The 23,228-nt window shown below is 63.3% G+C and carries 25 protein-coding genes and 1 tRNA gene; 15 read left to right on the forward strand and 11 right to left on the reverse strand.

The window, feature by feature from the left end; all coding sequences use genetic code 11:
* The 3 genes from JMY29_RS14650 to JMY29_RS14660 are packed head-to-tail and all read right to left on the reverse strand — an operon-like array spanning position 1 to position 3,041.
* The gene (locus JMY29_RS14650; protein WP_018776768.1) at positions 1-1,170 is read right to left on the reverse strand and encodes a cystathionine gamma-synthase; all 1,170 of its coding nucleotides are present in this window, start codon (positions 1,168-1,170) and stop codon (positions 1-3) included.
* A 47-nt stretch (positions 1,171-1,217) separates the two neighbouring features.
* Positions 1,218-2,603 (reverse strand): cystathionine beta-synthase, encoded by a 1,386-nt coding sequence (locus JMY29_RS14655; protein ID WP_018776769.1) that lies wholly within the window; start codon positions 2,601-2,603, stop codon positions 1,218-1,220.
* A gap of 45 nt (positions 2,604-2,648) precedes the next feature.
* Positions 2,649-3,041, reverse strand: coding sequence for a VOC family protein (locus JMY29_RS14660; RefSeq protein ID WP_189075282.1), 393 nt, complete (start codon positions 3,039-3,041; stop codon positions 2,649-2,651).
* Between the two features lie 143 nt (positions 3,042-3,184).
* On the opposite strand from JMY29_RS14660, the gene JMY29_RS14665 reads away from it, so the two are divergent.
* Entirely contained in the window at positions 3,185-4,156 is a 972-nt protein-coding gene (locus tag JMY29_RS14665; RefSeq protein WP_055971556.1) for a DNA-3-methyladenine glycosylase family protein, read from the forward strand.
* 67 nt (positions 4,157-4,223) lie between these two features.
* On the opposite strand, the gene JMY29_RS14670 is transcribed toward JMY29_RS14665, so the two are convergent.
* Together JMY29_RS14670 and JMY29_RS14675 are read right to left on the reverse strand one after the other, a co-directional pair.
* Positions 4,224-5,144 carry an endonuclease domain-containing protein gene (locus JMY29_RS14670; RefSeq protein ID WP_189075283.1) on the reverse strand — a complete coding sequence of 307 codons (921 nt, stop codon included), beginning with the start codon at positions 5,142-5,144 and terminating at the stop codon, positions 4,224-4,226.
* Positions 5,145-5,276: 132 nt separating this feature from the next.
* Positions 5,277-6,953 carry an AMP-binding protein gene (locus JMY29_RS14675; protein ID WP_189075284.1) on the reverse strand — a complete coding sequence of 559 codons (1,677 nt, stop codon included), beginning with the start codon at positions 6,951-6,953 and terminating at the stop codon, positions 5,277-5,279.
* A gap of 83 nt (positions 6,954-7,036) precedes the next feature.
* On the opposite strand from JMY29_RS14675, the gene JMY29_RS14680 reads away from it, so the two are divergent.
* The gene (locus JMY29_RS14680; RefSeq protein WP_018776774.1) at positions 7,037-7,315 is read left to right on the forward strand and encodes a putative quinol monooxygenase; all 279 of its coding nucleotides are present in this window, start codon (positions 7,037-7,039) and stop codon (positions 7,313-7,315) included.
* Positions 7,316-7,413: 98 nt separating this feature from the next.
* Here JMY29_RS14680 and trxA read toward each other — a convergent pair whose 3' ends face one another.
* Entirely contained in the window at positions 7,414-7,803 is a 390-nt protein-coding gene (gene trxA, locus JMY29_RS14685; protein WP_018776775.1) for a thioredoxin, read from the reverse strand.
* Positions 7,804-7,944: 141 nt separating this feature from the next.
* Here trxA and JMY29_RS14690 point away from each other — a divergent pair, with 141 nt between their 5' ends.
* Genes JMY29_RS14690 through JMY29_RS14700 form a run of 3 tightly spaced genes read left to right on the forward strand, consistent with a single transcriptional unit; the run spans position 7,945 to position 10,404 of the window.
* Positions 7,945-8,622: a TetR/AcrR family transcriptional regulator gene (locus tag JMY29_RS14690; RefSeq protein ID WP_064721551.1), complete on the forward strand. Its 678-nt coding sequence runs from the start codon at positions 7,945-7,947 to the stop codon at positions 8,620-8,622.
* Positions 8,619-9,611, forward strand: a complete 993-nt coding sequence (locus JMY29_RS14695) for an ABC transporter ATP-binding protein (protein ID WP_064721549.1) — start codon at positions 8,619-8,621, stop codon at positions 9,609-9,611. The genes JMY29_RS14690 and JMY29_RS14695 overlap by 4 nt, the downstream gene beginning before the upstream one ends.
* Positions 9,604-10,404, forward strand: coding sequence for an ABC transporter permease subunit (locus tag JMY29_RS14700; RefSeq protein WP_189075285.1), 801 nt, complete (start codon positions 9,604-9,606; stop codon positions 10,402-10,404). The genes JMY29_RS14695 and JMY29_RS14700 overlap by 8 nt, the downstream gene beginning before the upstream one ends.
* On the opposite strand, the gene JMY29_RS14705 is transcribed toward JMY29_RS14700, so the two are convergent.
* Positions 10,401-10,946, reverse strand: coding sequence for an acyl-CoA thioesterase (locus JMY29_RS14705; protein WP_079581001.1), 546 nt, complete (start codon positions 10,944-10,946; stop codon positions 10,401-10,403). The genes JMY29_RS14700 and JMY29_RS14705 overlap by 4 nt on opposite strands.
* Positions 10,947-11,155: 209 nt before the next feature.
* Between JMY29_RS14705 and JMY29_RS14710 the strand changes: the two genes are divergently transcribed.
* Positions 11,156-11,374 (forward strand): hypothetical protein, encoded by a 219-nt coding sequence (locus tag JMY29_RS14710; protein ID WP_026267021.1) that lies wholly within the window; start codon positions 11,156-11,158, stop codon positions 11,372-11,374.
* Positions 11,375-11,423: 49 nt separating this feature from the next.
* Entirely contained in the window at positions 11,424-12,182 is a 759-nt protein-coding gene (locus JMY29_RS14715; RefSeq protein WP_026267022.1) for a potassium channel family protein, read from the forward strand.
* Between the two features lie 224 nt (positions 12,183-12,406).
* Here the strand turns inward: JMY29_RS14715 and JMY29_RS14720 are convergent.
* Both JMY29_RS14720 and JMY29_RS14725 read right to left on the reverse strand, forming a co-directional pair.
* Positions 12,407-12,488: transfer RNA gene (locus tag JMY29_RS14720), tRNA-Tyr, on the reverse strand.
* Between the two features lie 127 nt (positions 12,489-12,615).
* Positions 12,616-12,882 carry a hypothetical protein gene (locus JMY29_RS14725; protein WP_018776782.1) on the reverse strand — a complete coding sequence of 89 codons (267 nt, stop codon included), beginning with the start codon at positions 12,880-12,882 and terminating at the stop codon, positions 12,616-12,618.
* A 183-nt stretch (positions 12,883-13,065) separates the two neighbouring features.
* Here JMY29_RS14725 and JMY29_RS14730 point away from each other — a divergent pair, with 183 nt between their 5' ends.
* From JMY29_RS14730 to efeB, 4 genes are all read left to right on the forward strand, one after another.
* Entirely contained in the window at positions 13,066-13,557 is a 492-nt protein-coding gene (locus JMY29_RS14730) for a YajQ family cyclic di-GMP-binding protein (RefSeq protein ID WP_018776783.1), read from the forward strand.
* A gap of 217 nt (positions 13,558-13,774) precedes the next feature.
* Positions 13,775-14,629: an iron uptake transporter permease EfeU gene (gene efeU, locus JMY29_RS14735; RefSeq protein ID WP_189075286.1), complete on the forward strand. Its 855-nt coding sequence runs from the start codon at positions 13,775-13,777 to the stop codon at positions 14,627-14,629.
* A gap of 65 nt (positions 14,630-14,694) precedes the next feature.
* Entirely contained in the window at positions 14,695-15,867 is a 1,173-nt protein-coding gene (gene efeO / locus JMY29_RS14740; RefSeq protein ID WP_189075287.1) for an iron uptake system protein EfeO, read from the forward strand.
* Positions 15,868-15,998: 131 nt separating this feature from the next.
* Positions 15,999-17,273 carry an iron uptake transporter deferrochelatase/peroxidase subunit gene (gene efeB / locus JMY29_RS14745; RefSeq protein ID WP_233461361.1) on the forward strand — a complete coding sequence of 425 codons (1,275 nt, stop codon included), beginning with the start codon at positions 15,999-16,001 and terminating at the stop codon, positions 17,271-17,273.
* Between the two features lie 17 nt (positions 17,274-17,290).
* Here the strand turns inward: efeB and htpX are convergent, their stop codons facing one another.
* Both htpX and JMY29_RS14755 read right to left on the reverse strand, forming a co-directional pair.
* Positions 17,291-18,160, reverse strand: coding sequence for a zinc metalloprotease HtpX (htpX, locus tag JMY29_RS14750; RefSeq protein ID WP_039242510.1), 870 nt, complete (start codon positions 18,158-18,160; stop codon positions 17,291-17,293).
* A gap of 112 nt (positions 18,161-18,272) precedes the next feature.
* A complete protein-coding gene (locus tag JMY29_RS14755; protein WP_189075289.1) occupies positions 18,273-19,544 on the reverse strand; it encodes an MFS transporter in 1,272 nt (423 codons plus the stop codon).
* Positions 19,545-19,607: 63 nt separating this feature from the next.
* Between JMY29_RS14755 and JMY29_RS14760 the strand changes: the two genes are divergently transcribed.
* The 4 genes from JMY29_RS14760 to JMY29_RS14775 all read left to right on the forward strand — a co-directional run bounded on the left by JMY29_RS14760 (position 19,608) and on the right by JMY29_RS14775 (position 23,168).
* Positions 19,608-20,378, forward strand: coding sequence for a hypothetical protein (locus JMY29_RS14760; RefSeq protein ID WP_229778563.1), 771 nt, complete (start codon positions 19,608-19,610; stop codon positions 20,376-20,378).
* A gap of 30 nt (positions 20,379-20,408) precedes the next feature.
* On the forward strand, positions 20,409-20,888 hold the full coding sequence (locus JMY29_RS14765; RefSeq protein WP_189075290.1) for a Fur family transcriptional regulator: 480 nt from the start codon (positions 20,409-20,411) through the stop codon (positions 20,886-20,888).
* A 14-nt stretch (positions 20,889-20,902) separates the two neighbouring features.
* Positions 20,903-22,384: a catalase gene (locus JMY29_RS14770; protein WP_189075291.1), complete on the forward strand. Its 1,482-nt coding sequence runs from the start codon at positions 20,903-20,905 to the stop codon at positions 22,382-22,384.
* A gap of 148 nt (positions 22,385-22,532) precedes the next feature.
* Entirely contained in the window at positions 22,533-23,168 is a 636-nt protein-coding gene (locus tag JMY29_RS14775; protein ID WP_189075292.1) for a DUF2461 domain-containing protein, read from the forward strand.
* Positions 23,169-23,228: the final 60 nt, after the last annotated feature.

Consider the following 23,228-nt stretch of genomic DNA (forward strand, 5'->3'; position numbering starts at 1 on the left):
TCAGCCGTTGCTGATCTTGGCGAAAGCTTGTTCAAGATCCGCGATCAGGTCCTCGGCTTCCTCGATGCCGCAGGACAGGCGCAGGAGGTTGACGGGGACAGCCAGTTCCGTACCCTTCACGGAAGCATGCGTCATTTCCGACGGGTAGTTCATGAGGGACTCGATGCCGCCCAGCGATTCGGCAAGTGTGAATACGGACGTGTTCTCGGCAACGGTCCGCGCTGCGGCCTCTCCACCCTTGAACTGCACGGAGACCATGCCGCCGAACTTCTTCATCTGCTTCGCGGCAAGCTCATGGCCGGGGTGGTCCGGCAGGCCCGGGTACAGCACAGCTTCCACCTCCGGACGCTGCAGCAGCCACTCGGCCACGGCCTGGCCGTTGTCACTGTGGCGGTCCATGCGGACACCCAGGGTCTTCAAGCCACGGGTGGTCAGGAAGGCGTCCATGGGACCGGAAACGGCGCCCACGGCAAACTGGATGAAGCCGATCTTTTCGGCCAGTTCGGCGTCCTTGACCACAATGGCGCCGCCCACGACGTCGGAGTGCCCGCCAATGTACTTGGTGGTCGAGTGGACCACGACGTCGGCGCCCAGGGCGAGCGGGGTCTGCAGGTAGGGAGACGCAAAGGTGTTGTCGACCACCAGGAGGGCCCCGGCGTCGTGCGCCACGGCGGCGAGCGCCGCGATGTCGGTGATCTTCATCATCGGGTTGGAGGGCGTCTCAACCCACACCATGCGGGTCTTATTCGCGGCAACCGCGGCAGCAACGGCGTCGAGGTCTGACATGTCCACCGGGGTGTTTCCGATGCCCCAGTCGCCGAGCACGCGGTTGATGAGCCGGTAGGTGCCACCGTAGGCGTCGTTGCCAAGAACGATGTGGTCACCGGGACGGGCCACGGCACGGATCAGGGAGTCTTCCGCGGCGAGTCCGGAACCGAAGGAGAATGCGGCTGAGCCACCTTCCAGGGCTGCCAGTTGTTCCTGGAGGGCATCGCGGGTGGGGTTGCCGCCGCGGCCGTACTCATAGCCCGAACGCAGGTTGCCAATCCCGTCCTGGGCGTAGGTTGAGCTGAAGTGCAGGGGCGGGACAACCGCGCCGGTGCGGGGTTCGAAGGCCTGTCCGGCGTGGACAGCGCGCGTGTTGAACCCGGCGTTGGTGTTGGCAGACATGGAAGCTCCTCTTTGTTCGTTCAACGGTATGGATGAAGCGGGGCGCTTCAGTTGCTCAGGTAGGCGAGAAGGTCGTGGCGGGTCAGGATGCCCACCGGCGCGCCGGCGAAAGTCACCATGACGGTATCGACGTCGGACAGCAGCTCGCGCGCGGCAGAAATGGTCTCCAATGAGCCGATCACCGGGAGACGCTCCCCCATGTGCTCTGCGATCTTGTCCGTGAGCTTCGCTTCACCCCGGAACAGCTTGCTGGTGAGGCTTCGCTCGTCCACCGCGCCCAGGACTTCGCCCATCACCACCGGGGGCTCCTGCGAGAGGACCGGGATGTGCGAGACGCCGAATTCGTTCATGATGTTGATGACGTCGCGGACGGACTCGTTGGGGTGGATATGGACCAGGTCCGGCATTTCTCCCGTCTTGGATTTGAGCACCTCGCCCACGGAAGCTTCTTCGCCCCCGGAAAGGAAGCCGTAGGAGCGCATCCACTGGTCGTTGAAGATCTTGGCAAGGTAGCCACGGCCAGAGTCAGGAAGGATGACCACCACCACGGCGGACTCGTCCAGGTCCTTGGCAGCCTGCAGCGCAGCCACCACCGCCATACCCGAGGAACCGCCCACCAGGAGGCCCTCTTCCCTTGCCAGGCGGCGGGTCATGGCGAAGGAATCGGCATCCGAAACAGCAATGACGTCATCCGGGACGGCACGATCGTAATTGGCGGGCCACATGTCTTCGCCCACGCCTTCGACGAAGTAAGGACGGCCGGTACCGCCGGAGTAGACCGAACCTTCCGGGTCCGCGCCGATGATCTTGACCGGGCCGCCGTCGGACTCCGGCCGGTCAGCCGAAACCTGCTTGAGGTACCGCCCGGTGCCGGTGATGGTGCCGCCGGTCCCGGCTCCGATCACCACGTGCGTGACGCGGCCATCGGTGTCGTTCCAGATTTCAGGGCCGGTGGACTCGAAGTGGCTGCCGGGGGCGGCCGGATTGGAGAACTGGTCCGGCTTGAAGGCATCCGGGATTTCTTTGACCAGGCGGTCAGAGACACCGTAGTAACTTTGCGGGCTGTCAGGAGCCACGGCGGTGGGGGTCACCACCACGTCGGCGCCGTACGCCTTCAGGACAGCACGCTTGTCCTCGCCCACCTTGTCCGGGACCACGAAAACGCACTTGTAGCCCTTCTGCTGGGCGACGAGGGCCAGCCCTACGCCCGTGTTGCCCGACGTCGGCTCTACGATGGTTCCGCCCGGCTTGAGGCGTCCGTCTTTCTCGGCCTCTTCAATCATCTTCACGGCGATCCGATCCTTGATGGATCCGCCGGGATTGATGTATTCGAGCTTGACCAGGACCGTGGCCCTGATCCCGTCCGTAACGTGGTTGAGCTTGATGAGCGGCGTGTTGCCGATGAGGTCCAACACGGACTGGGCGTACTTCATAGATACAAAGTTACCGCCTGCCCGCTTTGGGGCCGGACCGGCCGGCTAGCTCGCTGCCGATGGATCGGTCTGCCACACACCCATCACGTTGCCCTCGGTGTCCTTGAAGTAGCCGTACCACCCCATGCCGGGTATCGGGTTCTTGGCCTGGACTACCGACCCTCCGGCGGACTCGACCTGCCCCAAAGCTGCGTCAATGTCGTCGACGTCGATGGTCAGGACGGGTGTCTTCAGCGCATCAGTCCTCGGGAACAGCGCGCCGTTGATGGCGCCCGGTTCCTTCGGCGTGCCCGTCTGTTCATCGGAGGGAGCCGTGAGCGCGATGGTGTAATCCATCCCTTGCATGGGGCTCAGGTTCCACCCGAAAGTAGTCCGGTAGAAGTTGTTGGCCCGTTCGGTGTCTTCTGTGGGAATCTCAAAATGCACTATGGCGGCCATGGCTGGCACTCCTCGTTTTTGGGGTTCTGTTCCCTGGTTCCGGCGCGGCCCACCCACGCCACAGCACGGAGTCTAGCCCCGGGCGGCCATCACTGAAAGAGGCTTTTGATGGGATTGTCAGCCCGGCGTGCGACCATGAAAACATGACCATCGCAGACGCCCCGCCCCTTGTGGCGGCCGCGGCAGATGCGGCCGTCAGATGGCATCCTGGAGCCCCCTTCCGTCTGGACCAAACCATGTTTCCGCTCATGCGCGGCAACGCGGATCCGTCCTTCGCCGCACACTCCAGCGGATTCTGGATGGCCTTCACGGCTGCCTCCGGCCCGGTGACGCTTCGGCTGTCCGGGGGTGGTTCCGGTTCCGATTCGTTCGTCGATGCCCAGGCATGGGGTCCGGGCGCATCGGACGCAGTGGCCGGAGTGCCAAGATTGCTGGGCGCCGATGACGACTGGTCCGCTTTCGATGAACCCGCTTTCCACGCCACCCTCCCGCGCCGGGTCACAGAAGCACGACGCCGGAACCTGGCCGTTCGCCTGCCCTCCACTGGCCGGGTGGTTGACTCCCTGGTGCCCACCATTTTGGAGCAAAAGGTCACCACTTTGGAGGCAAGGCGTGGCTACCGCTACTTGATGTACCGCTATGGAACGCCTGCTCCAGGCAAAGCGCCGGCCGGTCTCCTCGTTCCTCCCACGGCCCGGCAGTGGCTGGCCATTCCGTCATGGGAGTGGCACAAAGCCGGAGTTGGCCCGCAGCGTTCGGCGACGGTCATGCGGGCGCTGCAATCCGCCGTCGCGCTTGAACGTTTGGCGGCGCTGGATTCAGTGCAGGCCGGCGCCCGGATGCAGACGATTCCGGGGATCGGAGTGTGGACCGCGGCCGAGGTTGTCCAGCGGACCCACGGTTGCCCGGATTCAATCTCCGTCGGCGACTACCATCTGGCGTCCTATGTGGGCTACGCCCTGACCGGGCAGAAGACGGACGACGCCGGCATGATCGAACTGCTGGAACCGTGGCGCGGGCAGAGGCAACGCCTGGTGCGGATGTTGTATTTGAGCGGCTTCCGCAAGCCCACTTTCGGGCCCCGGATGACCGTCCAGGATCACCGCCACCACTAAAGCAACGCGGGGTCACTTATGGCCCATATTTCCCCCTTTTATGGGCCATAAGTGACCCCGCGTTGGCTTACAGGGCGCGGAGTTTCACCGATCTGATGCGTGAGATCACTCCGGCGAACCCCTCCGCCAAGTCATCGGCGTTCACTTTGAAATACGACCACCCCGCGCTGAGGAACGCTTCATCACGCCGGTTGTCCCTTGACTGCTGTTCCCTGGAAAGGTGATGTCTGCCGTCGTACTGGATCGCGATCCGGAAGCGTCGATAGCCGAGATCGGCCGTCGGCGACCACGGGTCCTCGAGATTCAGCGGCAATTGCAGTTCCGGTTCCGGAAGACCGGCGTCCCGCATAGCCAGGCGCAGGAACGTCTCAGGAAACGAGTCCGCGCCCACCCGCATTTCGTCCAACGCCAAACGCGCCTTCTCCACCCCTTGGAGGTTGGGATGTTGCCGGATGAGCAACCTCAATCCGGAACTATGGGCGTACGGCTCAGTACGCATCTCCAGGGCCGGCCTTGGCCGACGGATAAGTTGGTCGCCCATCGCGATCACATACGGAAGCGGCAACGACTTCGCCAAATCAAGCCAAGTTCTGGGGCGGACCGATACCGGAATGCCTTGGTGATCCATGACCTCGCCCGGAAAAACACGAACTCTGTGACCAGTTACACCGGCCCGTCGAACCCGGGGTAGTTCATGCGGCTTGCTCAAGTGCACCGTTTCGCCGTTCCCCATCCACGGCGGAAGCCCCAACCCGGTCAGTTCGGCCGCGGTTTCGTGCGAAACCCAGGCACCGGGGGTAGCTGCCGTAAGCACCCGAGCGCGCTCGAAGAGATCCGGATCTGTTTCCCTTGGCAGATAGATAAGCCGGCCGCCATCCTTGATGTCCTTTGCCCTAAGGCGTTTCCTGGGCACGCCCAAGGCGCGTGACTCATAGACGGTGAAAGGACGGGCGCCGAGGACCTCGGGCAAGGGACTGATGCGAACCATGCAATCCAGTGTCTCGGCAATGCGGCCATCGAATGGAGTTATCCACAGGTTGCCTCCCGACAACTGCAACGCGAGGTCACTTATGGCCCATAAATGGCGGAAACATGGGCCATAAGTGACCCCGCGTTGGCTTTAGAGGTGGAGCCGCGATACGGCTTCCTGGCGCATATCCACCTTGCGGACCTTGCCGGACACCGTCATGGGGAAGCTCTCACGGACATCGATGTAACGCGGAATCTTGTAGTGGGCCAGCTTGCCCCGGCAGTAGTCGGCCAGGTCCGCGGCCGTCAGCGGTTCCGCACCGGGTTTGAGGATGATGCAGGCCATGAGTTCCTCGCCGTACTTCTGGTCCGGCACGCCAATCACCTGCACATCCTGGATGGACGGATGCAGGTACAGGAACTCCTCGATCTCGCGGGGGTAGATGTTCTCCCCGCCCCGGATCACCATGTCCTTGATGCGGCCCTCAATAACCAGGTACCCGTCCTCGTCCATGCGGGCAAGGTCCCCCGTGTGCATCCAGCCGTCACCGTCGATGGCTTCGGCCGTCTTGTCGGGCTGGCCCCAGTACCCCTGCATCACCGCATAGCCGCGTGTGCAGAGTTCACCGATCACACCCCGCTCCACCACTTCCCCGGAACCCGGATCCACGATCCTGCTCTCCAGGTGCGGCATGGTCCGTCCCACTGTGGAGGTCCGCTGTTCCAGGGTGTCCCCGGCGCGGGTCATGGTGGACACGGGCGAGGTCTCGGTCATGCCGTAGCAAATGGCCACATCCACCATGTGCATCTCATCGATGACGCGGCGCATCACTTCGATGGGACACAGCGACCCCGCCATCACTCCGGTTCGCAGGGTTGAGAGATCGTAGGAGCCGAAGTCTTCCAGCGCGAGCTCCGCGATGAACATGGTGGGCACACCGTACAACGAGGTCCCGCCAAAATCCTGCACAGCCTCCAGCGCGGCCGAAGGGTTGAAGCCCCGGCCCGGAATGATGGTGGCCGCCCCGAAACTGAGCGCGTTGAGGTTGCCGATCACCATCCCGAAGCAGTGGTAGAACGGCACCGGAATCACCACGCGGTCATGCTCGGTGTAGCCCAGCAGCCGCCCGATCGAGTTCCCGTTGTTGAGGATGTTGTGGTGCGTCAGCGTTGCACCTTTCGGGAATCCCGTGGTGCCCGAGGTGTACTGCAAATTGATGGGATCGTGCGGGTCCAGTTGGGCCATGCGGTCGCGCACCGCTAAAGGCCCGACGCCGTCCGCCCGGGTCAGGAGCTCGCCGTACGTGAGTTCATGGCCGGCTTCCGGAACGCCCGCGCGGAGTCCCACCGCAGGATCTCCCGGCAGGAACACAATCTCCTTGAGTTCAGGGCAGGCAGCCGCTGCCTGCCTGGCCATGGCAACGTAGTCGCTGTTCCTGTCCGACGGGGCGGTCACCAGCATCCGCATCCCGTTTTGCTTCACCACGAATTCCAGTTCATGGCTCCGGTAGGCGGGATTCACGTTCACCAGCACGGCCCCGATTTTGGCGGTGGCGTACTGGAGGATGGTCCATTCGGCGCAGTTGGGACTCCAGATGCCGATCCGCTCCCCCTTGGCCACGCCGGTGGCGAGCAGCGCGCGGGCGAGGCGGTCGACGTCGTCGTTCAGTTTCTGGTAGCTCCAGCGGCGGGCGTCTTCGCCGGGCGAGGCGGCGGCCTCGATGAGGGCGTCCCGCAAAGGGAATTGGGCGGCGATGCGCTCAAAGTTGGCGCCAATGGTCTCTTCTAGCAGCGGGACGTCAGTGTCTCCGGCGGTGTAGGACAACATGACGGAACGCTACCAAGCCCGGCCGCGCAACAGAACCGTAACCACCTCCAGCGGCGCCGTGTCCTGCCGGTAGGGTTGGAGCCATGAGTGCACCCATTGACCTGCAGGCCACGTTCATCCCCAACGAGGGCGAGTTCTTCCGCGTGAAGCTCGCTTTGGAAATCGCGATCGATGAGGTCGTCAACGAGCCTGGCTGCATCCGCTACGAACTGACCGAAGCCACCGAGGAAAAGCTTGTCCTGACCGAGCGTTGGGAATCCGAGGAGCTGCTGGACAAGCACTCCAAGGGCATCGCTGTCCAGGACCTGAACGAGTCACTCAGCGCGCTGCTTGCCGAACCCGTAAAGCTGGAACGTCTCTGAGAGAACGCCTAAACGCTGCAGTTACGCCTTAAAGCCCCGAGGTCGCCGTAAATTTACGGCGACCTCGGGGCTTTAACGGCGATTTCGCCGGATGAAGTCTAGTTTTCCTGTGCCTTTTCCTGAGCCTCGGCACGGGACTTTGCAACGTGGGCGTGGACTTCTTCCATGTTCAGGCCCTTCACTGCATCAATGACCTGCTCAAGCTGCTGGGCGTTCAGGGCGCCGGGCTGCGAGAAGACGAGCACCTTTTCGCGGAAAGCCATCAAGGTGGGGATGGAGGTGATCCCGGCCTCGGCGGCGAGCTGCTGCTCGGCTTCCGTGTCCACTTTGGCGAAGACTACGTCAGAGTGCTTTTCCGATGCCGCTCCGTACGTGGGCGCGAACTGCCGGCAGGGGCCGCACCATGCAGCCCAGAAATCCACCAGGACAATGTCGTTGTCTTCGATGGTCGATGCGAACTGTTCACCAGTGATGTCAACTGTAGCCATGGTTCCACGGTACGCGTCCCGGTCTGTGAACTCCCGCCGGGCGGGCCCCTGTTCGCTTCCCGCGTCACTGGGAATAAAGCGGCAACCCGCCGTTTCAGGAATCTCTTGATTCGCATTGAACAAGTGTTTAGCGTATGAAACATGCGTTCAACCGCAGACGATTTGACCACCAGGGCGCGCATCCGGGACGCCGCGATCGGACTCTTCGGTCGCGATGGCTTCTCCAGGGCCACAGTCCGGGCAGTGGCTTCCATTGCCGGCGTCAGCCCGGGGTTGGTCATCCATCATTTCGGCAGCAAAGCCGGTCTCCGAGAGGCCTGTGACCAACACGTCCTGGCCCTCACAGCCACTCAGGGCAGGGAAAAAGCAGACCCCGGTTCCACCGGCAGGCTCATCCAGGACTACTTGAACAACCCGGACCAGTACACGGAAGAGATCGCCTACATCCGGCGCAGCCTGGGTGATGAATCCGACGCCGGAGACGCCTTCTTCGACGCTGTGGTGAACCAGTGCCAGGACATCATCCACACCGGCATCGAAGCAGGCACCATCCGGAAATTCGACGACATCCGGTCCATCGCGGTGATCATCGCGTCCAACAGTCTTTCGATCCTCATGCTGGGCCGGCACCTCTCACGGACGCTGGGCACTCCGGCCCCGGAACCCAACGGCATCGGCCCCGACCTTCTGCGCCAGCTCACCCTGCCTCTTCTTGAGATCTATACGCATGGCTTCTATTCGGACGCGCGGTTCCTGCACGCAGCCCGCGAAGCCCTGGAAGGAAACAACACCAACAACGGAAGGGAGCATGCCCCGTGACCCAGGCAATCGTCGTCAAGGGGTTACGCAAGAAGTTCGGTCAACGCGAGGTTCTGCACGGGCTGGATTTCGCGGTGGAACCCGGGACAGTCTTCGGGGTGATCGGACCGAACGGTGCCGGAAAGACCACCACCATGCGCTGCCTGCTGGACATCATCCGGCCCAGCGGCGGTTCCATTTCCGTCTTGGGACAGGATCCGAGGCGGGGCGGCACAGCACTGCGAAGGCGGATCGGCTATCTGCCCGGGGAACTGCATTTGGAGAACCGCACCACGGGCCGCCGCATGCTGGAGCATTTTGCTGCCATCAGCGGCCCGGTGGATGAACGGCACGTCAACGATCTCGCAGACCGCCTTCAGTTGGACCTGGACCGGCAGACCCGCAAGCTATCCAAGGGAAACAAGCAGAAGCTGGGCCTCCTGCAGGCGTTCATGCACAAGCCTGAGCTCCTGGTCCTGGACGAACCCACCAGCGGACTTGACCCCTTGGTCCAGCAGGTCTTCCATGCCATGGTCCGCGAGGCCGTGGACGGCGGCGCCACCGTGTTCCTCAGCTCGCATGTCCTGAGCGAAGTCCAGCAGGCCGCGGACGCCGTCGCCATCCTCCGCGACGGCGACATCGTCACCGTTTCCACTGTGGAGGCTCTGAGGACGGCGGCGGTCAGGCAGCTGCGGTTCAACAGCACAGGAACAGAAGCGCACGACGTCGGCGCGCTGCTGGCCCGGGTGCCGGGCGTCGCCAATATCGCGGTGCGGGAACTGCCCGCAGACGGCCATGCGAGCGGAACCGTGGAAGCCACGGCCACCTTGTCCGGCCATATCCAGCCCTTGGTCCAGGAACTGGCACGGCTGCACCTGACAGACCTGGTCCTGGAAGAGCCGGACCTGGAAGAAGCCGTCCTGACCCTCTATACGGGCGGCGAAGCGCCCTCCAGTATGGGAAATCCCCAGAGAGCCGGCCATCAACCGGAAGGAGCCCACCGTGCCTAGGCCATTGCCGCTCTTCACCAAAGCACTGACTGACTCGTGGCGCTCCACCTTGGCTTGGGCGCTGGGACTGACGGGCGCGATCATGCTGTACCTGCCGTTGTATCCGTCCATCGGAGGCAGCGCCCAGATGCAGCAAATGATTGATGCCCTCCCTCAAGGCATGACCAAGGCCCTGAACTACGACCAAATAGCCACGGGACCCGGCTACACCCAGGCCACCCTTTTCGGACTCATCGGCTTCCTGCTGATGTCCATGGCCTCCATTGGTTGGGGCGCGGCGGCGGTGGGAGGTGACGAGGAGTCCGGGCTTTTGGAACTCACCCTCGCCCACAGCGTCACCCGCGTGCAGGTGGTCCTGGAGCGGGCGTCGGCCATTTTGGTCCGCATTGCGCTGCTCACCGCCTTGGTCTTCGTGCTGGTGCTGGTACTGAACGGACCCGCAAAACTTGAGATCGACGTCGGGCATCTTTTCGGCGCCGTGCTGCTGTTCGCCGCCTTGGCCCTTCTGAGCGGTACAGCCGCACTGTGTGCCGGCGCCCTCACGGGACGGAAGGTGTACGGAGTCGCTGCCGGTGCTGCTGTTGCGGTCCTCGGCTACGTATTCAATGCGGTGGGGCGGCAAAGCCCCGATGTGGAGTGGCTGCTGAACCTTTCGCCGTATCACTGGGCGTACGGCAATTCACCCGTGACCAACGGGGCTGACTGGGGCGCCGTGACAGGGCTGCTGTGCATATCGGCGGCACTGATTGCGCTGGGAACTTTGGCCTTGCAGCGGCGGGACGTTGGGGTCTAGTTCCAGACGTGCGGTGCGGGACGGCGCGCTCCGGGCAGCGCGTTGTTTTCGCGCCACTCGTGGATCCATTCGGGCAGTTCAAGGTCCGCCGGCGGCGCACCGAACTCGGCGATGATCTCCTCCTGTGTCACGGGCTTGCCCTTGGCCACCAGGCGGGTGGCGATGTGGGCACGGGCGTAGATCTCACCGTCCACCACCATGCGCTGTTCGAAGTAGATCGCTTTGGTATCGAGGCCGATGATGCGGGTTTCAATGGTGTAGCGCTGCCACAACTGCAAGGATTTGCGGAACGCAATGGTCTCCCCGGCAGCCACCGGGCTCCAACCCCGTTTGCGCATCTTGTTCCAGATCCCGCTGCGCACCATGAGGTCGAACCGGCCCAGGTCCATCAGGGAAAAGTACATGCCGTTGTTGACGTGCATGGCGATGTCGATGTCCGTGGGAAGCACCCGCAAGGGCAGCGACGATTCGTCCCAAACGTTCAACGGCGTGCGCTTGGAGGACGTGAACAGCAACATGAGGGTGCGTAGAAGCAGATGCATGGCAACAATGTTACCCATGAGTAACTTCCAGCGAAAGATGCCGACCGCATTGTGGGACGCTCTGCTGGATTCAGCCAAAGGAACGAGCACGGGCCTCGCTGTTTGTTCAACTTTATGTCCAACGATTGCACTAACGTTTACCGCTGGTTCATCAAAGACGTGCACAATATCTGGAACTCGTATTGGAAGAAAACATCAGGGAGATCCCTTTGAGTACGCTGCAAACCAGCAGGCCCAGCGGCGACGTCTGGCCCGAACTCCAGCGCCACCAGACAGTGGTGCTCCAGGACGCGCGCGGGAACCGCATCGAAGGAACCCTGGACGGAATGACCGACGACCGCAGCACCCTCTGGATCCAGCTCAAGGGCGGCCTGGGCCGTCAACTGATACACCACTTGGACGGCTACTGGCTGGAAACCACCGCCTGAGCAACTCCGCAAGCCCCCGGCCGGCCCGGCCTGTGGCTAGTATTCCCGTATGACTCAAGCGCGATACCGGGACCTCGTCGAATGGCCGCTCATGGCCACGGCACTGATATTCCTCGCCGCCTACGCGTGGCAGGTCATTGGCCGGGTCGACGGGCCCTCGGCAGTCCCTTTCGAGGTGATTTTGTGGATCACCTGGGGAATTTTCGCGCTGGACTATTTCATCAACCTCTGGCTTGCCGAGGACCGCATGCGCTGGTTTGTGTGGAACCTCCACGAACTCCTGATCGTGGTGCTCCCCTTCTTCCGGCCTTTGCGGTTGTTGCGCCTGGTCACCCTCCTCTCCGTGCTGCAACGCACCGTGGGCGAAACCCTCCGTGGCCGGGTGGCAACCTACGTCGCCGGGGCCGCCGCCATGCTCATCCTCATCGGCGCCCTGGCGGTGTTGGATGTTGAACAGAACGCCCCCGACGCCAAGATCCTGACCTTCGGCGACGCAGCATGGTGGGCCGTCACCACCATCACCACCGTGGGCTACGGCGATCTGTACCCGGTGACGCCCATTGGCAGGGTGGTAGCTGCCGCCCTGATGATGAGCGGCATCGCTGTTCTCGGTATCGTGACGGCCTCCATCGCTTCCTGGCTTGTCCAGCGGATCGAGGAGAACGCCGAGGGGGTCGCCGCCGCAGCGGGAGAAAAGGCAGCAGCGGCCGAAGAACCAGTCCGGGCTGAAATGGCGGACCTGGTGAGCGAAATCGCGGCCTTGCGGCTGGAGATTGCGGAGCTCCGGAAAATCTCGGAGAGTCGCTGAAGGGCCACTTCTGCCCCCGGCTCAGACGCCCCACCCCGGGCCCGGCTCGCGCTGGCCGGGGACACCCACATTCACTGCGGACATCGCCCCGGACCAATGACACGTAAATTTGGGTGTCCTTCGTCCATTGTCGTGGCCCGGACGAAAATGGCAGCTCAAATCGCGAGATTCCACCAGGGCACAAAAAATCCCCGGAACCAGTGGTTCCGGGGATTTTCTTTGGGTGGCAGATGAGGGATTCGAACCCCCGTAGGCGTTGCCAGCTGATTTACAGTCAGCCCCCTTTGGCCGCTCGGGTAATCTGCCGAACTTCAAAAGAAGATCACTTCCGGAGACCATTTCTTTCGATCCGGTAACCGAAGGCAGAGACAACCTTACAGAAGTTTCAGCGAAGAATCTAATCGGACGCAGACACCCTGATTTTCCGCATGTTTCAGGCCTGTCCGAGGATCCTGCCAGCGAGTTTGGCTTCAAACCTCTCGGCCTGTTCGGCAGTGATCTGGTTGAGCTGCACGGCCCGCAGAAGATCTGCGTGGACGCCGTCCATCCGGGCAGTGGCATCGGGAACCGGGCTCAGTACGATCGACGCAGCCACGGCCGCCGCAGCGACGGCGCTTGCAGCTGCCACGGCTGCCGTGCCAATCGAACCGGCTGCTGCCGAGGCGGACTTGCTGATGGACTGGACGGCCTTGCTGCTCATGCTGATCCTCCGACGATACGTTCTTTCAACTGGTACAACTCTCGGCCAGCTACCTCGGTTCCCACCTTGCGTGTGCTGTGAGCGAACTGTGAAAGCCCTCCACCGTCCCAAGTGCCGGCTTCCGTACTAGGCTGGATGCCAGACCCAACCCGCCCTCACAGGGCCCCCAACCTAAGGAGAGTCATGGCAGGCGAATCCACATTCGACGTCGTCAGCAAGGTAGACAAGCAAGAGGTCGCCAACGCACTGAACCAGTCCCAGAAGGAAATCGCGCAGCGATACGACTTCAAGGGTGTCGGCGCGGAGATCGACTTCAGTGGCGAAAAGATCCTCATGAAGGCCAACTCGGAGGACCGCGTCCTTGCAGTCCTGGACGTCTTCCAGTCCAAGCTCATCAAGCGCGGCATCTCCCTGAAGTCCCTCGACCAGGGCGAGCCCTACCCCTCGGGCAAGGAATTCCGCCTGGAGTGCACCATCAAGGAAGGCATCGCCCAGGACATCGCCAAGAAGATCAACAAGATCATCCGCGATGAAGCCCCCAAGTCCGTCAAGTCCCAGATCCAGGGCGACGAACTCCGCGTGACCTCCAAGTCCCGCGACGACCTTCAGGAAACCATGAACATCCTCAAGAAGTTCGAAGAGGCCGACCTCCAGTTCGTGAACTTCCGCAGCTAACCAAGCGGTCGCCCGGCATTGGCCAGGGCGCGCCAAAGCCGGGATGCACGCCCCACGGGGCAGCGCGTCCCGGCTTTTTCGTTGCCTGTAACTACAGCGACTGTCGTAATGGACGGGAAAATTAGAGCACGATTAGTTTGCGTAATAGCCGCGGCACAGTATTCTTCTTCCTTAGGCGAGCCTAAGTACGGCTCCCCTTAGCGAAAGAACACTCACCATGACCGCCAACTTCCTGATCGGACTGCGCGAAGGCCTGGAGGCCTCCCTCATCGTGGTCCTACTGATGGCTTACCTCATCAAGACCGGACGGCGGCACCTGATTCCCTGCCTCTGGATCGGCGTGGGAATCGCGATGGGCATCTCCCTCGGCTTCGGCGCACTGCTGACCTTCGGCCCCCGCGGGCTGACGTTCGAGGCCCAGGAAGCAATCGGCGGCGGGCTCTCCATCATTGCAGTGGCACTGGTGACCTGGATGGTCTTCTGGATGGCCAAGACCGCCCGCAGCCTCGGCGGCGAGCTGCGCTCCCAAGTGGACAAAGCGGCCGACGGCGCCGCATGGGGCCTCGTGCTCGTGGCGGCACTGGCCGTGGGCCGGGAAGGGCTGGAAACTGCCCTCTTCATCTGGGCTGCAGCCCAAGCCACAGGCGAAACAACCCTCCCCCTGCTCGGTGCGCTGCTCGGCCTGGTCGCGGCCGCCGGGCTGGGTTATCTGCTGCACCGGGGTGTCCTGAAGGTCAACCTGGGCCGCTTCTTCACCTGGACCGGAGTCGGCCTCATCATCATCGCCGGCGGCGTACTGGCCTACGGTGTCCACGACCTCCAGGAAGCCGGCATCCTCCCGGGACTGCACAACCTGGCCTTCGATGTCTCAGCCGCCATCCCGCCGTCGTCCTGGTACGGCACCCTGCTGAAAGGCACCCTCAACTTCTCCCCCGCCACCACGTGGCTGGAAGCGGCAGCCTGGCTGCTGTACGTGATCCCCGTGCTGTCCCTGTACATCCGGGCCAACCGTTCCTCCCGTCCCAAAGCCGCCGGCACCATCCCAGCTCCCGCAGTCGCAGCACAGCCCTAAGGCTGTCTCCCCTTACGCCTTCAGGCACACCGCCGTGCGCCCGTTCATAGACAAAGGATTCACCCATGCCCGTTTCAACGAAACTCCGCAATACCCTTGCCGTGATCGGCGCGGCCGCGGCCGTACCCCTGGTCCTCGCCGGTTGCACTGACAACACGAAGACCACAGCCGCCGCGGATGGCCCCATCCAGGTCAGCAGCACGGCCAACGAGTGCAAGGTTTCCGCTGCCACCGCACCCAGCGGCAACCTCACCTTCGCGGTGAAGAACGAAGGCACCGAGGTCACGGAGTTCTACCTGCTGGCAGAAGACGGCCTGCGCATCCTGGGCGAAGTGGAGAACATCGGACCCGGGATCACCCGCAACCTGGTGGTCACGGCCCCGGCCGGCAAGTACAACACCGCGTGCAAGCCCGGCATGCAGGGCGATGGCATCCGCGCTTCCTTCGAGGTCACCGAGTCCGGCAACAAGCCCAGCGTCGACGCCGATTTCCAGAAGCTCCTGGACACCGGCACCCAGCAGTACGCCGCCTACGTCAAGGACCAGACCGAACAGCTCGTCACCGGCACCAAGGCATTCGCCGACGCTTTTACAGCCGGTGATGCCGCGAAGGCACGCGAGCTTTACGCAGCCACCCGCATGCACTGGGAACGGATCGAGCCGGTGGCTGAATCCTTCGGCGACCTCGACCCCAAGTTGGATGCCCGCGAAGCCGACCTTGAGCCCGGACAGGAATGGACCGGATGGCACCGCGCCGAAAAGGACCTCTTCCCGCCCGCAGGCTACACGGCCATGACCGTTGCTGAGCGCACCGCCATCTCCAAGCAGTTGGTCGCCGACACCGAGGACCTCGCCACCCGCACCCGTACCGTGGAGCTCACTGCGGACAAGCTGGGCAATGGCGCCAAGGAACTCCTGGATGAAGTGGCCACCGGCAAGGTCACCGGCGAAGAAGAAATCTGGTCGCACACGGATCTCTGGGACTTCCAGGCCAATGTTGACGGCGCCCGCATCGCCTTCGAGAGCCTGAAGCCGGCCCTGGAGCAGAAAGACGCAGAGCTCTCCAAGTCCTTGGATGAAAAGTTCGCGGCGCTGCAGGCCGAACTGAAGAAGCACGCAAAGGGCGACGGCTTTGCCTACTACAACGAGCTCAGCCCGGAGCAGGTCCAGGGTTTGGCTTCGCTGGTTGACTCGCTGGGTGAGCCCCTTTCCAAGCTCACCTCAGCCGTGGTCCTGTGAGCGGCTGCCCCTTCGGGCACACCGGTGACGCCGCCGGCGTCGAGCGTTCCGGTGAGCCGAACGACGTCGTAACCTCCCGAGGGGCGTCCGACGGCGGCACAGCGGCTACCGCTGAAACCGTCACCCCCCGGATGTCCCGCCGTGGCCTGCTGTCACTGGCGGGCGTGGGCGGGGCCGGAGCCGTTGCCGGCCTGGCCGCCGGCTTCCTGGGCCACGACGCCGTGACGGCATCCGCAGCATCTGCCTCCGTTCCGGCCGCCGGAGAAGCGGTAGTTCCGTTCTTCGGAGACCATCAGGCAGGCATCACGACCCCTGCCCAGGACCGTCTCCACATGGCCGCGTTCGATGTCACCACCGAGGACCGCAAGGAACTCATCAAGCTCCTGAAGGACTGGACTGCCGCGGCGCAGGCGATGGCGGCCGGGGACCCCACCGGCAAGACCGGCGCCGTCGATGGACCTTATGACGCCCCGCCGGAGGACACCGGCGAGGCCTTGGACCTGGCGGCGTCGAAACTGACCCTGACGTTTGGTTTTGGTGCCGGACTGTTCGAAAAGGACGGCAAGGTTCGGTTCGGCCTGGACGGGCGGCGACCCGAAGCTCTGATCGACCTCCCCCACTTCCCGGGCGACGACCTCCAGCCCGGGCGCACAGGCGGAGACATAGTAGTCCAGGCCTGCGCCGATGACCCGCAGGTTGCGGTGCACGCCATCCGCAACCTGGCGAGAATCGGATTCGGAAAGGTCCGCGTCCGTTGGTCCCAGCTCGGATTCGGGCGCACCTCCTCAACGTCCCGGGCACAGGTGACTCCCCGCAACCTCTTCGGTTTCAAGGACGGCACCAACAACCTCAAAGTCGAGGACAACGCGCTGCTGGACGAGCACGTGTGGGTGGCCTCTGGCGGCCCTGCATCCGAACAGTGGATGGCAGGCGGCAGCTATCTGGTGGCCCGCCGGATCCAGATGCACATTGAGATCTGGGACCGCACCTCACTGCGTGAGCAGGAGGGGCTGATTGGGCGTACCAAGGGCGTCGGGGCTCCTTTGTCAGGCGGCGATGAGTTCAGCACACCGGACTTTGCCATGGCGGGCCGCAATGGCGAGCCGCTGATTCCCATGGACTCGCACATGCGGCTGGCCCACCCGGACCAGAACAACGGCGTGCGGATGCTCCGCCGAGGTTACAACTTCACGGACGGTTCGGATGGGCTGGGGCACCTGGATGCCGGTCTCTTCTTCATCGCTTTCGTGAAGGATCCGCGGACGCACTACGTGCCCATGCAACTGGCAATGGCCAAGGGCGACACGTTGTCCGTGGAGTACCTGAAGCACACCGGATCGGGTTTGTTTGCGGTTCCTCCCGGGGTGCAGGCCGGCGGGTTCATCGGCGAAGGACTGTTCGCGTAGCAGTCCCTGCAAGCACGTCAGGCGAGCGGGCGCCCTGCCATTCCCTCCAGTCGGCTGATGCGTTCCTTCATGGGCGGGTGGGTGGAGAACATGCGCCGCATGCCGCCGCCACGGAACGGGTTGGCGATCATGAGGTGCGAGGCATTGACCAGCCTCTGGTCCTGCGGAAGCGGCAACTGGCTCACCCCGGACTCGATCTTGCGCAGCGCCGAGGCCAGTGCTAGCGGGTCCCCGGTGAGCTGGGCGCCGTCCTCGTCCGCGTCGAATTCACGGGTGCGGGAGATCGCCATCTGGATGAGCGAGGCCGCAAATGGTGCCAGCAGCGCCATGGCAATGGTCGCCAAGGGGTTCGCATTGCGCCGGTCGCCGCCTCCGAAGATCAGCAGCATCTGGCCCACGGATGTGATGACGCCGGCCACAGCCGCGGCCACGGACGACGTCAAGATGTCGCGGTTGTACACGTGCATCAGTTCATGGCCCAGCACGCCCCTGAGTTCCCGGGCGTCCAGCAGGTGCAGGATGCCCTCGGTGCAGCAGACAGCGGCGTTCTTGGGGTTCCGGCCGGTGGCGAAGGCGTTGGGTGTCATGGTGGGTGAAAGGTAGATCCGTGGCATGGGCTTGTTCGCCCGCACGGACAGCTCCCTGACGATCTGGTACAGCTGGGGAGCCTGGGCCTCAGTGACCGGGTAGGCAGCCATGGAACGAATGGCGATCTTGTCGCTGTTCCAATAGCCGTACGCTGTGGTGCCCACGCCGATCAGGGCCATGATCCAGATGGGGGCGGTGCTCCGGGTTCCTGAGGCAATGATGGCGCCCAAACCCAACAACACCGCCCACAGCACACCGAAGAGTGCCGCGGTCTTGAGTCCATTGTTGTGTTTATGCACGTTGCTCTCGTTCTCTTTCTTCAGCTCTTGCAGGGCTTTGCTTCGTTTAACGCCGACGCCGGTCCGCCTGTTCCGGGCCCAGGCGCCGGTTCCTGGCTTGGCCCCCGCCTGCTTAGGGCACCGGATGCTTTGAATCGTAGGCGACGAAGCCGGGTTGGACACGGGAAGCGAGCCATGCCAGGGCAATGCACAGAACTCCACCCAGCAACAGCACCCCGCCTTCGCTGAGGAACTGGGTCACTCCACCGGCAAGCATGTCTCCCACCCGGGGCCCGCCAGCTACCACCACGATGAACACCCCTTGCAACCGCCCGCGGAGATGGTCCGGGGTAGCAGCCTGGAGAATCGTGGTCCTGAAAACGGCACTCACGGAATCCGAAATACCTGCGGGCGCACAGCAGAGCGCAGCCGGTATCAGCCACGGCGTGGTTCCATTGCGTCCGGCGTCACCTGCCAGGAGCACCACCAGTCCAAAGCCGGCAATTGAGGCGCCCCACCCCATCACGGACCACACCACGGCGCTGCCCTGCCGGCGTACCCTTCCCAACGGACCAGAGAAGAGGCCCGCAAGGAACGCTCCCACAGCCGTGGAAGCGAGCAGCACACCCACGGTGGTTTCGCCTCCACCGATCATCACGGCGCCAATGGCGGGCATCAGGGCCCGGGGTTGCGCGCAGATCATGGCGATGAGGTCGATGATGAAGGTCATGCGGACGTTGGGCCGCCCGCCCAGGAACCGGAAGCCCTCCACCACGGAGCGGAACCCGGGCCGGACGGCATCCTTGGAGGGCGGCAGCGGCGGAAGCCTGAAAAGTCCCCACAGCGCGAAGGTGAAGCTGATGACGTCAATCGTGTAGGTCCACCCGAAGCCGATGGTTGCCACGAGTACCCCGGCCAGGAGTGGTCCGGCGGTCATCGAGAGGCCAAAGGTCAGCATGCTCAAGGCGTTGGCCGCGGGGAGCAGGTCCTTGCGGACCAGGAGTGGAATGATGGCGCTCCGGGCCGGGCCGTTGATGCCTTGCGCTCCGCTTTGGATGGCTACCAACGCATAAAGGACCCAAATGTTGCCCAGACCCAGCCACGCCTGCAGTGCCAGGCCGGCCGTGGAAGCCCATAGGACGAGGGATGCAATCAAGGCCACTTTGCGTCGGTCGTAGGCATCGGAGATGGATCCACCGTAGAGGCCGGCAATGACCATGGGAACCAGCGCGAAGATACCCAGGAGCCCCACATAGAAACTTTCCTGCGTGAGCCGGTACACCTCCAGGCTGACAGCCACGAGGGTCAGTTGGGTGCCGATGGCGGCAACGGACGCCCCCAGCCAGAGACGACGAAAAGCAGGACTCTCCTTGAGCGGAGTGATGTCTGCCAGTAGTTTTGCCACCGTCCAACCCTAACCAGCGCCACGGCTTGGTAGGCTCACCCCGGGGAAGGAGTTGACATGGTCATGTCACGACGACTGTTGTACCGTTCGGGCTTTTGGGAGATCGCCCGGCCACGTCATCCCCTCACAGCCGCGCACGTAGTGGTCAGGTTGTCTGATCCGTCCACGGATTTCGCGCTCCCGTCCGCAACAGACTGGCTTTTTTGCCACCATCTGGCACGCGCCGCCTTGGCGAAGGTCCTGGGCGTCGAGCACTGCGCCGTCATGTTCGCCCATCAGTGGCATCCGCTGGGAGCCGGGCTGGGTGAACCGGTGGCTGAATCGTCAACTCCGACGTTCCATCTTTTTGGACGCTGGGCTGGCGAAACCACGACGCCGGGACATCAGCTCTCGCTGCCGGCGCACCGTCGGGTGGCCCTCCCCGAGTCCGAACTGGAGGCGACCGACGAGGCGATCCGTGAGTCACTGCGCCGCGAGCTGCCCGACGCGATCGTGGCGTCCGCAGACGCGGCCAGGGCCGCCGTCGAACCTGTTCCGGACCCCGCAGTGCTGGTACGGACGATTCCTGCGGGTGAGCGCCATACCGTCATGGAGCCCGTGAGCGGCGTGGCCTCAGTTCGGGACTTCCTGCCTGCTGACCTTCTGGCGATCGGTGCATCGCTGGGCGCGCTGCCGCTGTCCGGTGGCGTCAGCGGGTTCAGTTGCCTGGCCGTGGAGTCGCTGACCCCGGGAACGCCATTGCGGGTGCATGCGCTCGGCCGCTCGGCCGCGGAAGAACTCAACCCGGTAGTGGAATTGTTTCGTTCACCGGAAGTTAGCCTTGCCTTATTGTGAACTTATCAAAATAAGTGTTTGAATGAATGCATGACAGATCACACTGCTGAGCAGCAAGCATGGGCCGCGGCCCTGCATGCCCACGGCAGGCGTGTGACCAAACAGCGGCTGGCAGTGCTGGCCGCAGTCCAGCACCATCCGCACTCCCCGGCAGAAGGCATCCTTGCCGCTGCCCGCCAGGAACTGCCTGAACTGACGGCGCAGTCCGTTTATGTAGTGCTCAGCGACCTTACGGATCTGCAGATGCTGCGCCGCTTTGAACCCCCGCACTCCCCAGCGCTCTACGAAACCCGGGTAGGCGACAACCACCACCACGCCGTCTGCATCAGCTGCGGCAAGGTGGAGGACGTGGACTGCGCAGTGGGCCACACACCGTGCCTCACACCGCACTGGAACGAAAATTCCAAGCCCATGACAATCCAGATCGCAGACGTCCTTTACCAAGGCATCTGCCAGGATTGCCAGGCTAAACAACAGCTTCCCGTAAATACTTCAGTAACTCAGAAATAGGAAAAAGGAGAACAATGACTGCCATTTCAACGACCCAGTCAGGTGCCCCCGTTACGTCCGACGCGCACTCGAAGTCCGTCGGCGCTGACGGTGCCATCATCCTGACCGACCACTACCTGGTGGAAAAGCTCGCCCAGTTCAACCGCGAGCGGGTCCCGGAGCGCGTAGTGCACGCCAAGGGCGGCGGAGCTTTCGGTACCTTCAAGACCACCTCTGACGTTTCTGCCTACACCAAGGCTGCTTTCCTGCAGCCGGGTGCCGAGACGGACATGCTGATCCGTTTCTCCTCCGTTGCAGGCGAGAACGGTTCTCCCGACACGTGGCGCGATCCCCGCGGTTTCGCCGTGAAGTTCTACACCTCCGAGGGCAACTACGACCTCGTGGGCAACAACACCCCCGTCTTCTTCATCCGCGACGGCATCAAGTTCCCGGACTTCATCCACTCCCAGAAGCGCCTCCCGGGTACCCACCTGCGTGACGCTGACATGCAGTGGGACTTCTGGACCCTCTCCCCCGAGTCCGCACACCAGGTCACCTGGCTCATGGGCGACCGTGGCCTGCCGGCTTCCTGGCGTGAAATGCAGGGCTACGGTTCGCACACCTACCAGTGGATCAACGCCGCCGGCGAGCGTTTCTGGGTCAAGTACCACTTCAAGTCCAACCAGGGCGTCAAGACCATCACTGGTGACCAGGCTGAAGAGCTGGCCGGTTCGGATGCAGACTTCTACATCCGCGACCTCTCCGAGAACATCGAGGCCGGCAACTTCCCGTCGTGGGAACTCCACGTTCAGGTCATGCCGTACGAGGATGCCAAGACGTACCGCTTCAACCCGTTCGACCTCACAAAGGTGTGGCCGCACTCCGACTACCCGCTGATCCACGTGGGCACCATGGAGCTGAACAAGAACCCGGAGAACTACTTCGCGCAGATCGAGCAGGCCACCTTCGCGCCGTCGAACTTCGTGCCGGGCATCGCTGCTTCCCCGGACAAGATGCTGCAGGCCCGCATCTTCTCCTACGCCGATGCACACCGCTACCGCGTTGGCACCAACCACGCGCAGATCCCGGTGAACCAGCCCAAGAACCAGGTCAACAACTACAGCCAGGATGGCCAGGGACGTTACCTGTTCAACGCTCCGTCCACCCCGGTTTACGCACCGAACTCCGTTGGTGGCCCGGCTGCTGTCGAGCCGACCTCCCCCGCCGGTGGCTGGGAGAACGACGGCGAGCTCACCCTCTCCGCCCACACCCTGCACGCTGAGGATGACGACTTCGGCCAGGCCGGTACCCTGTACCGCGAGGTCTACGATGACGCCGCCAAGGCCCGCCTCCTGGACACCATCACCGGTGCTGTTGGCGGCGTGAAGAACGCCGACATCAAGGAACGCGCCATCCAGTACTGGACGAACGTTGACGCCGACCTCGGCGCCAAGCTCCGTGCCAACCTGGGCGCAGGCCAGACCGAGTCCGACGCCGAAGCAGCCAACAAGCTCTAAGCGTCTTTGCTCCAAGCACTTCCAAGAACACCCCGCCGCGGATCCACTCCGCGGCGGGGTGTTCTTTTTGTTTTCCACATAGCCCTTGTTTCCACATAGCAGCCTCCAGCTATGGCTGCGCCCTCATGCCGCTCCATAGGATCCCTGTATGAACACATTTGAAGGCATTCAGGCAGCCGCTTTCCGCTTCTACGAGGACCTTGAAGAGAACAACAACCGCGAGTGGTGGCTGGAGCATAAAGCGACATACGACGCCGAGGTCAGGGAACCGCTGACGGCTCTCCTCGCGGAATTGGAGCCGAGGTTCGGGCCCGCAAAGATCTTCCGCCCCAACCGGGACATCAGGTTCTCCCAGGACAAGTCACCCTATAAAACGGCCCAAGGAGCCTTCGCAGCCACCCGGGAGGGCGTTGGCTACTACGTCCAGATCAGCGCAGACGGTCTCCTGATCGGTGGGGGCTACCACTCCCACACGCCCGCCCAGTTGGCACGCTACCGGGCCGCAGTCGACGCGCCGGACAGTGGCCTGGCGCTGCAAGAGATCACCGACGCCGTCTCCGCTTCTGGTTTTGCGATTGAAGGGGAAAAACTCAAAACCGTTCCCCGCGGCTTTGACAAGGACCATCCGCGAGCGGAGCTGCTAAAGCACAAGTCCTTGTCGGCCGGTGTGGAAGTCGGGCAGCCGGCGTGGTTGTCCACCGCAGCGGCCAAGGATGAGATTGTCTCTCGATGGGAGACGCTGAGGCCCCTGGTGGAGTGGGTCAGTGAGTACGCGGCGCCGTGAGGGCTGGTGGCGTTGGGGCCAGCGCTGTGAGGGCTAGGGTCCCAAGGCTGGCGCCCAGTG

The organism is Paenarthrobacter nicotinovorans (genome assembly GCF_021919345.1).
Lineage (GTDB): Bacteria > Actinomycetota > Actinomycetes > Actinomycetales > Micrococcaceae > Arthrobacter > Arthrobacter nicotinovorans.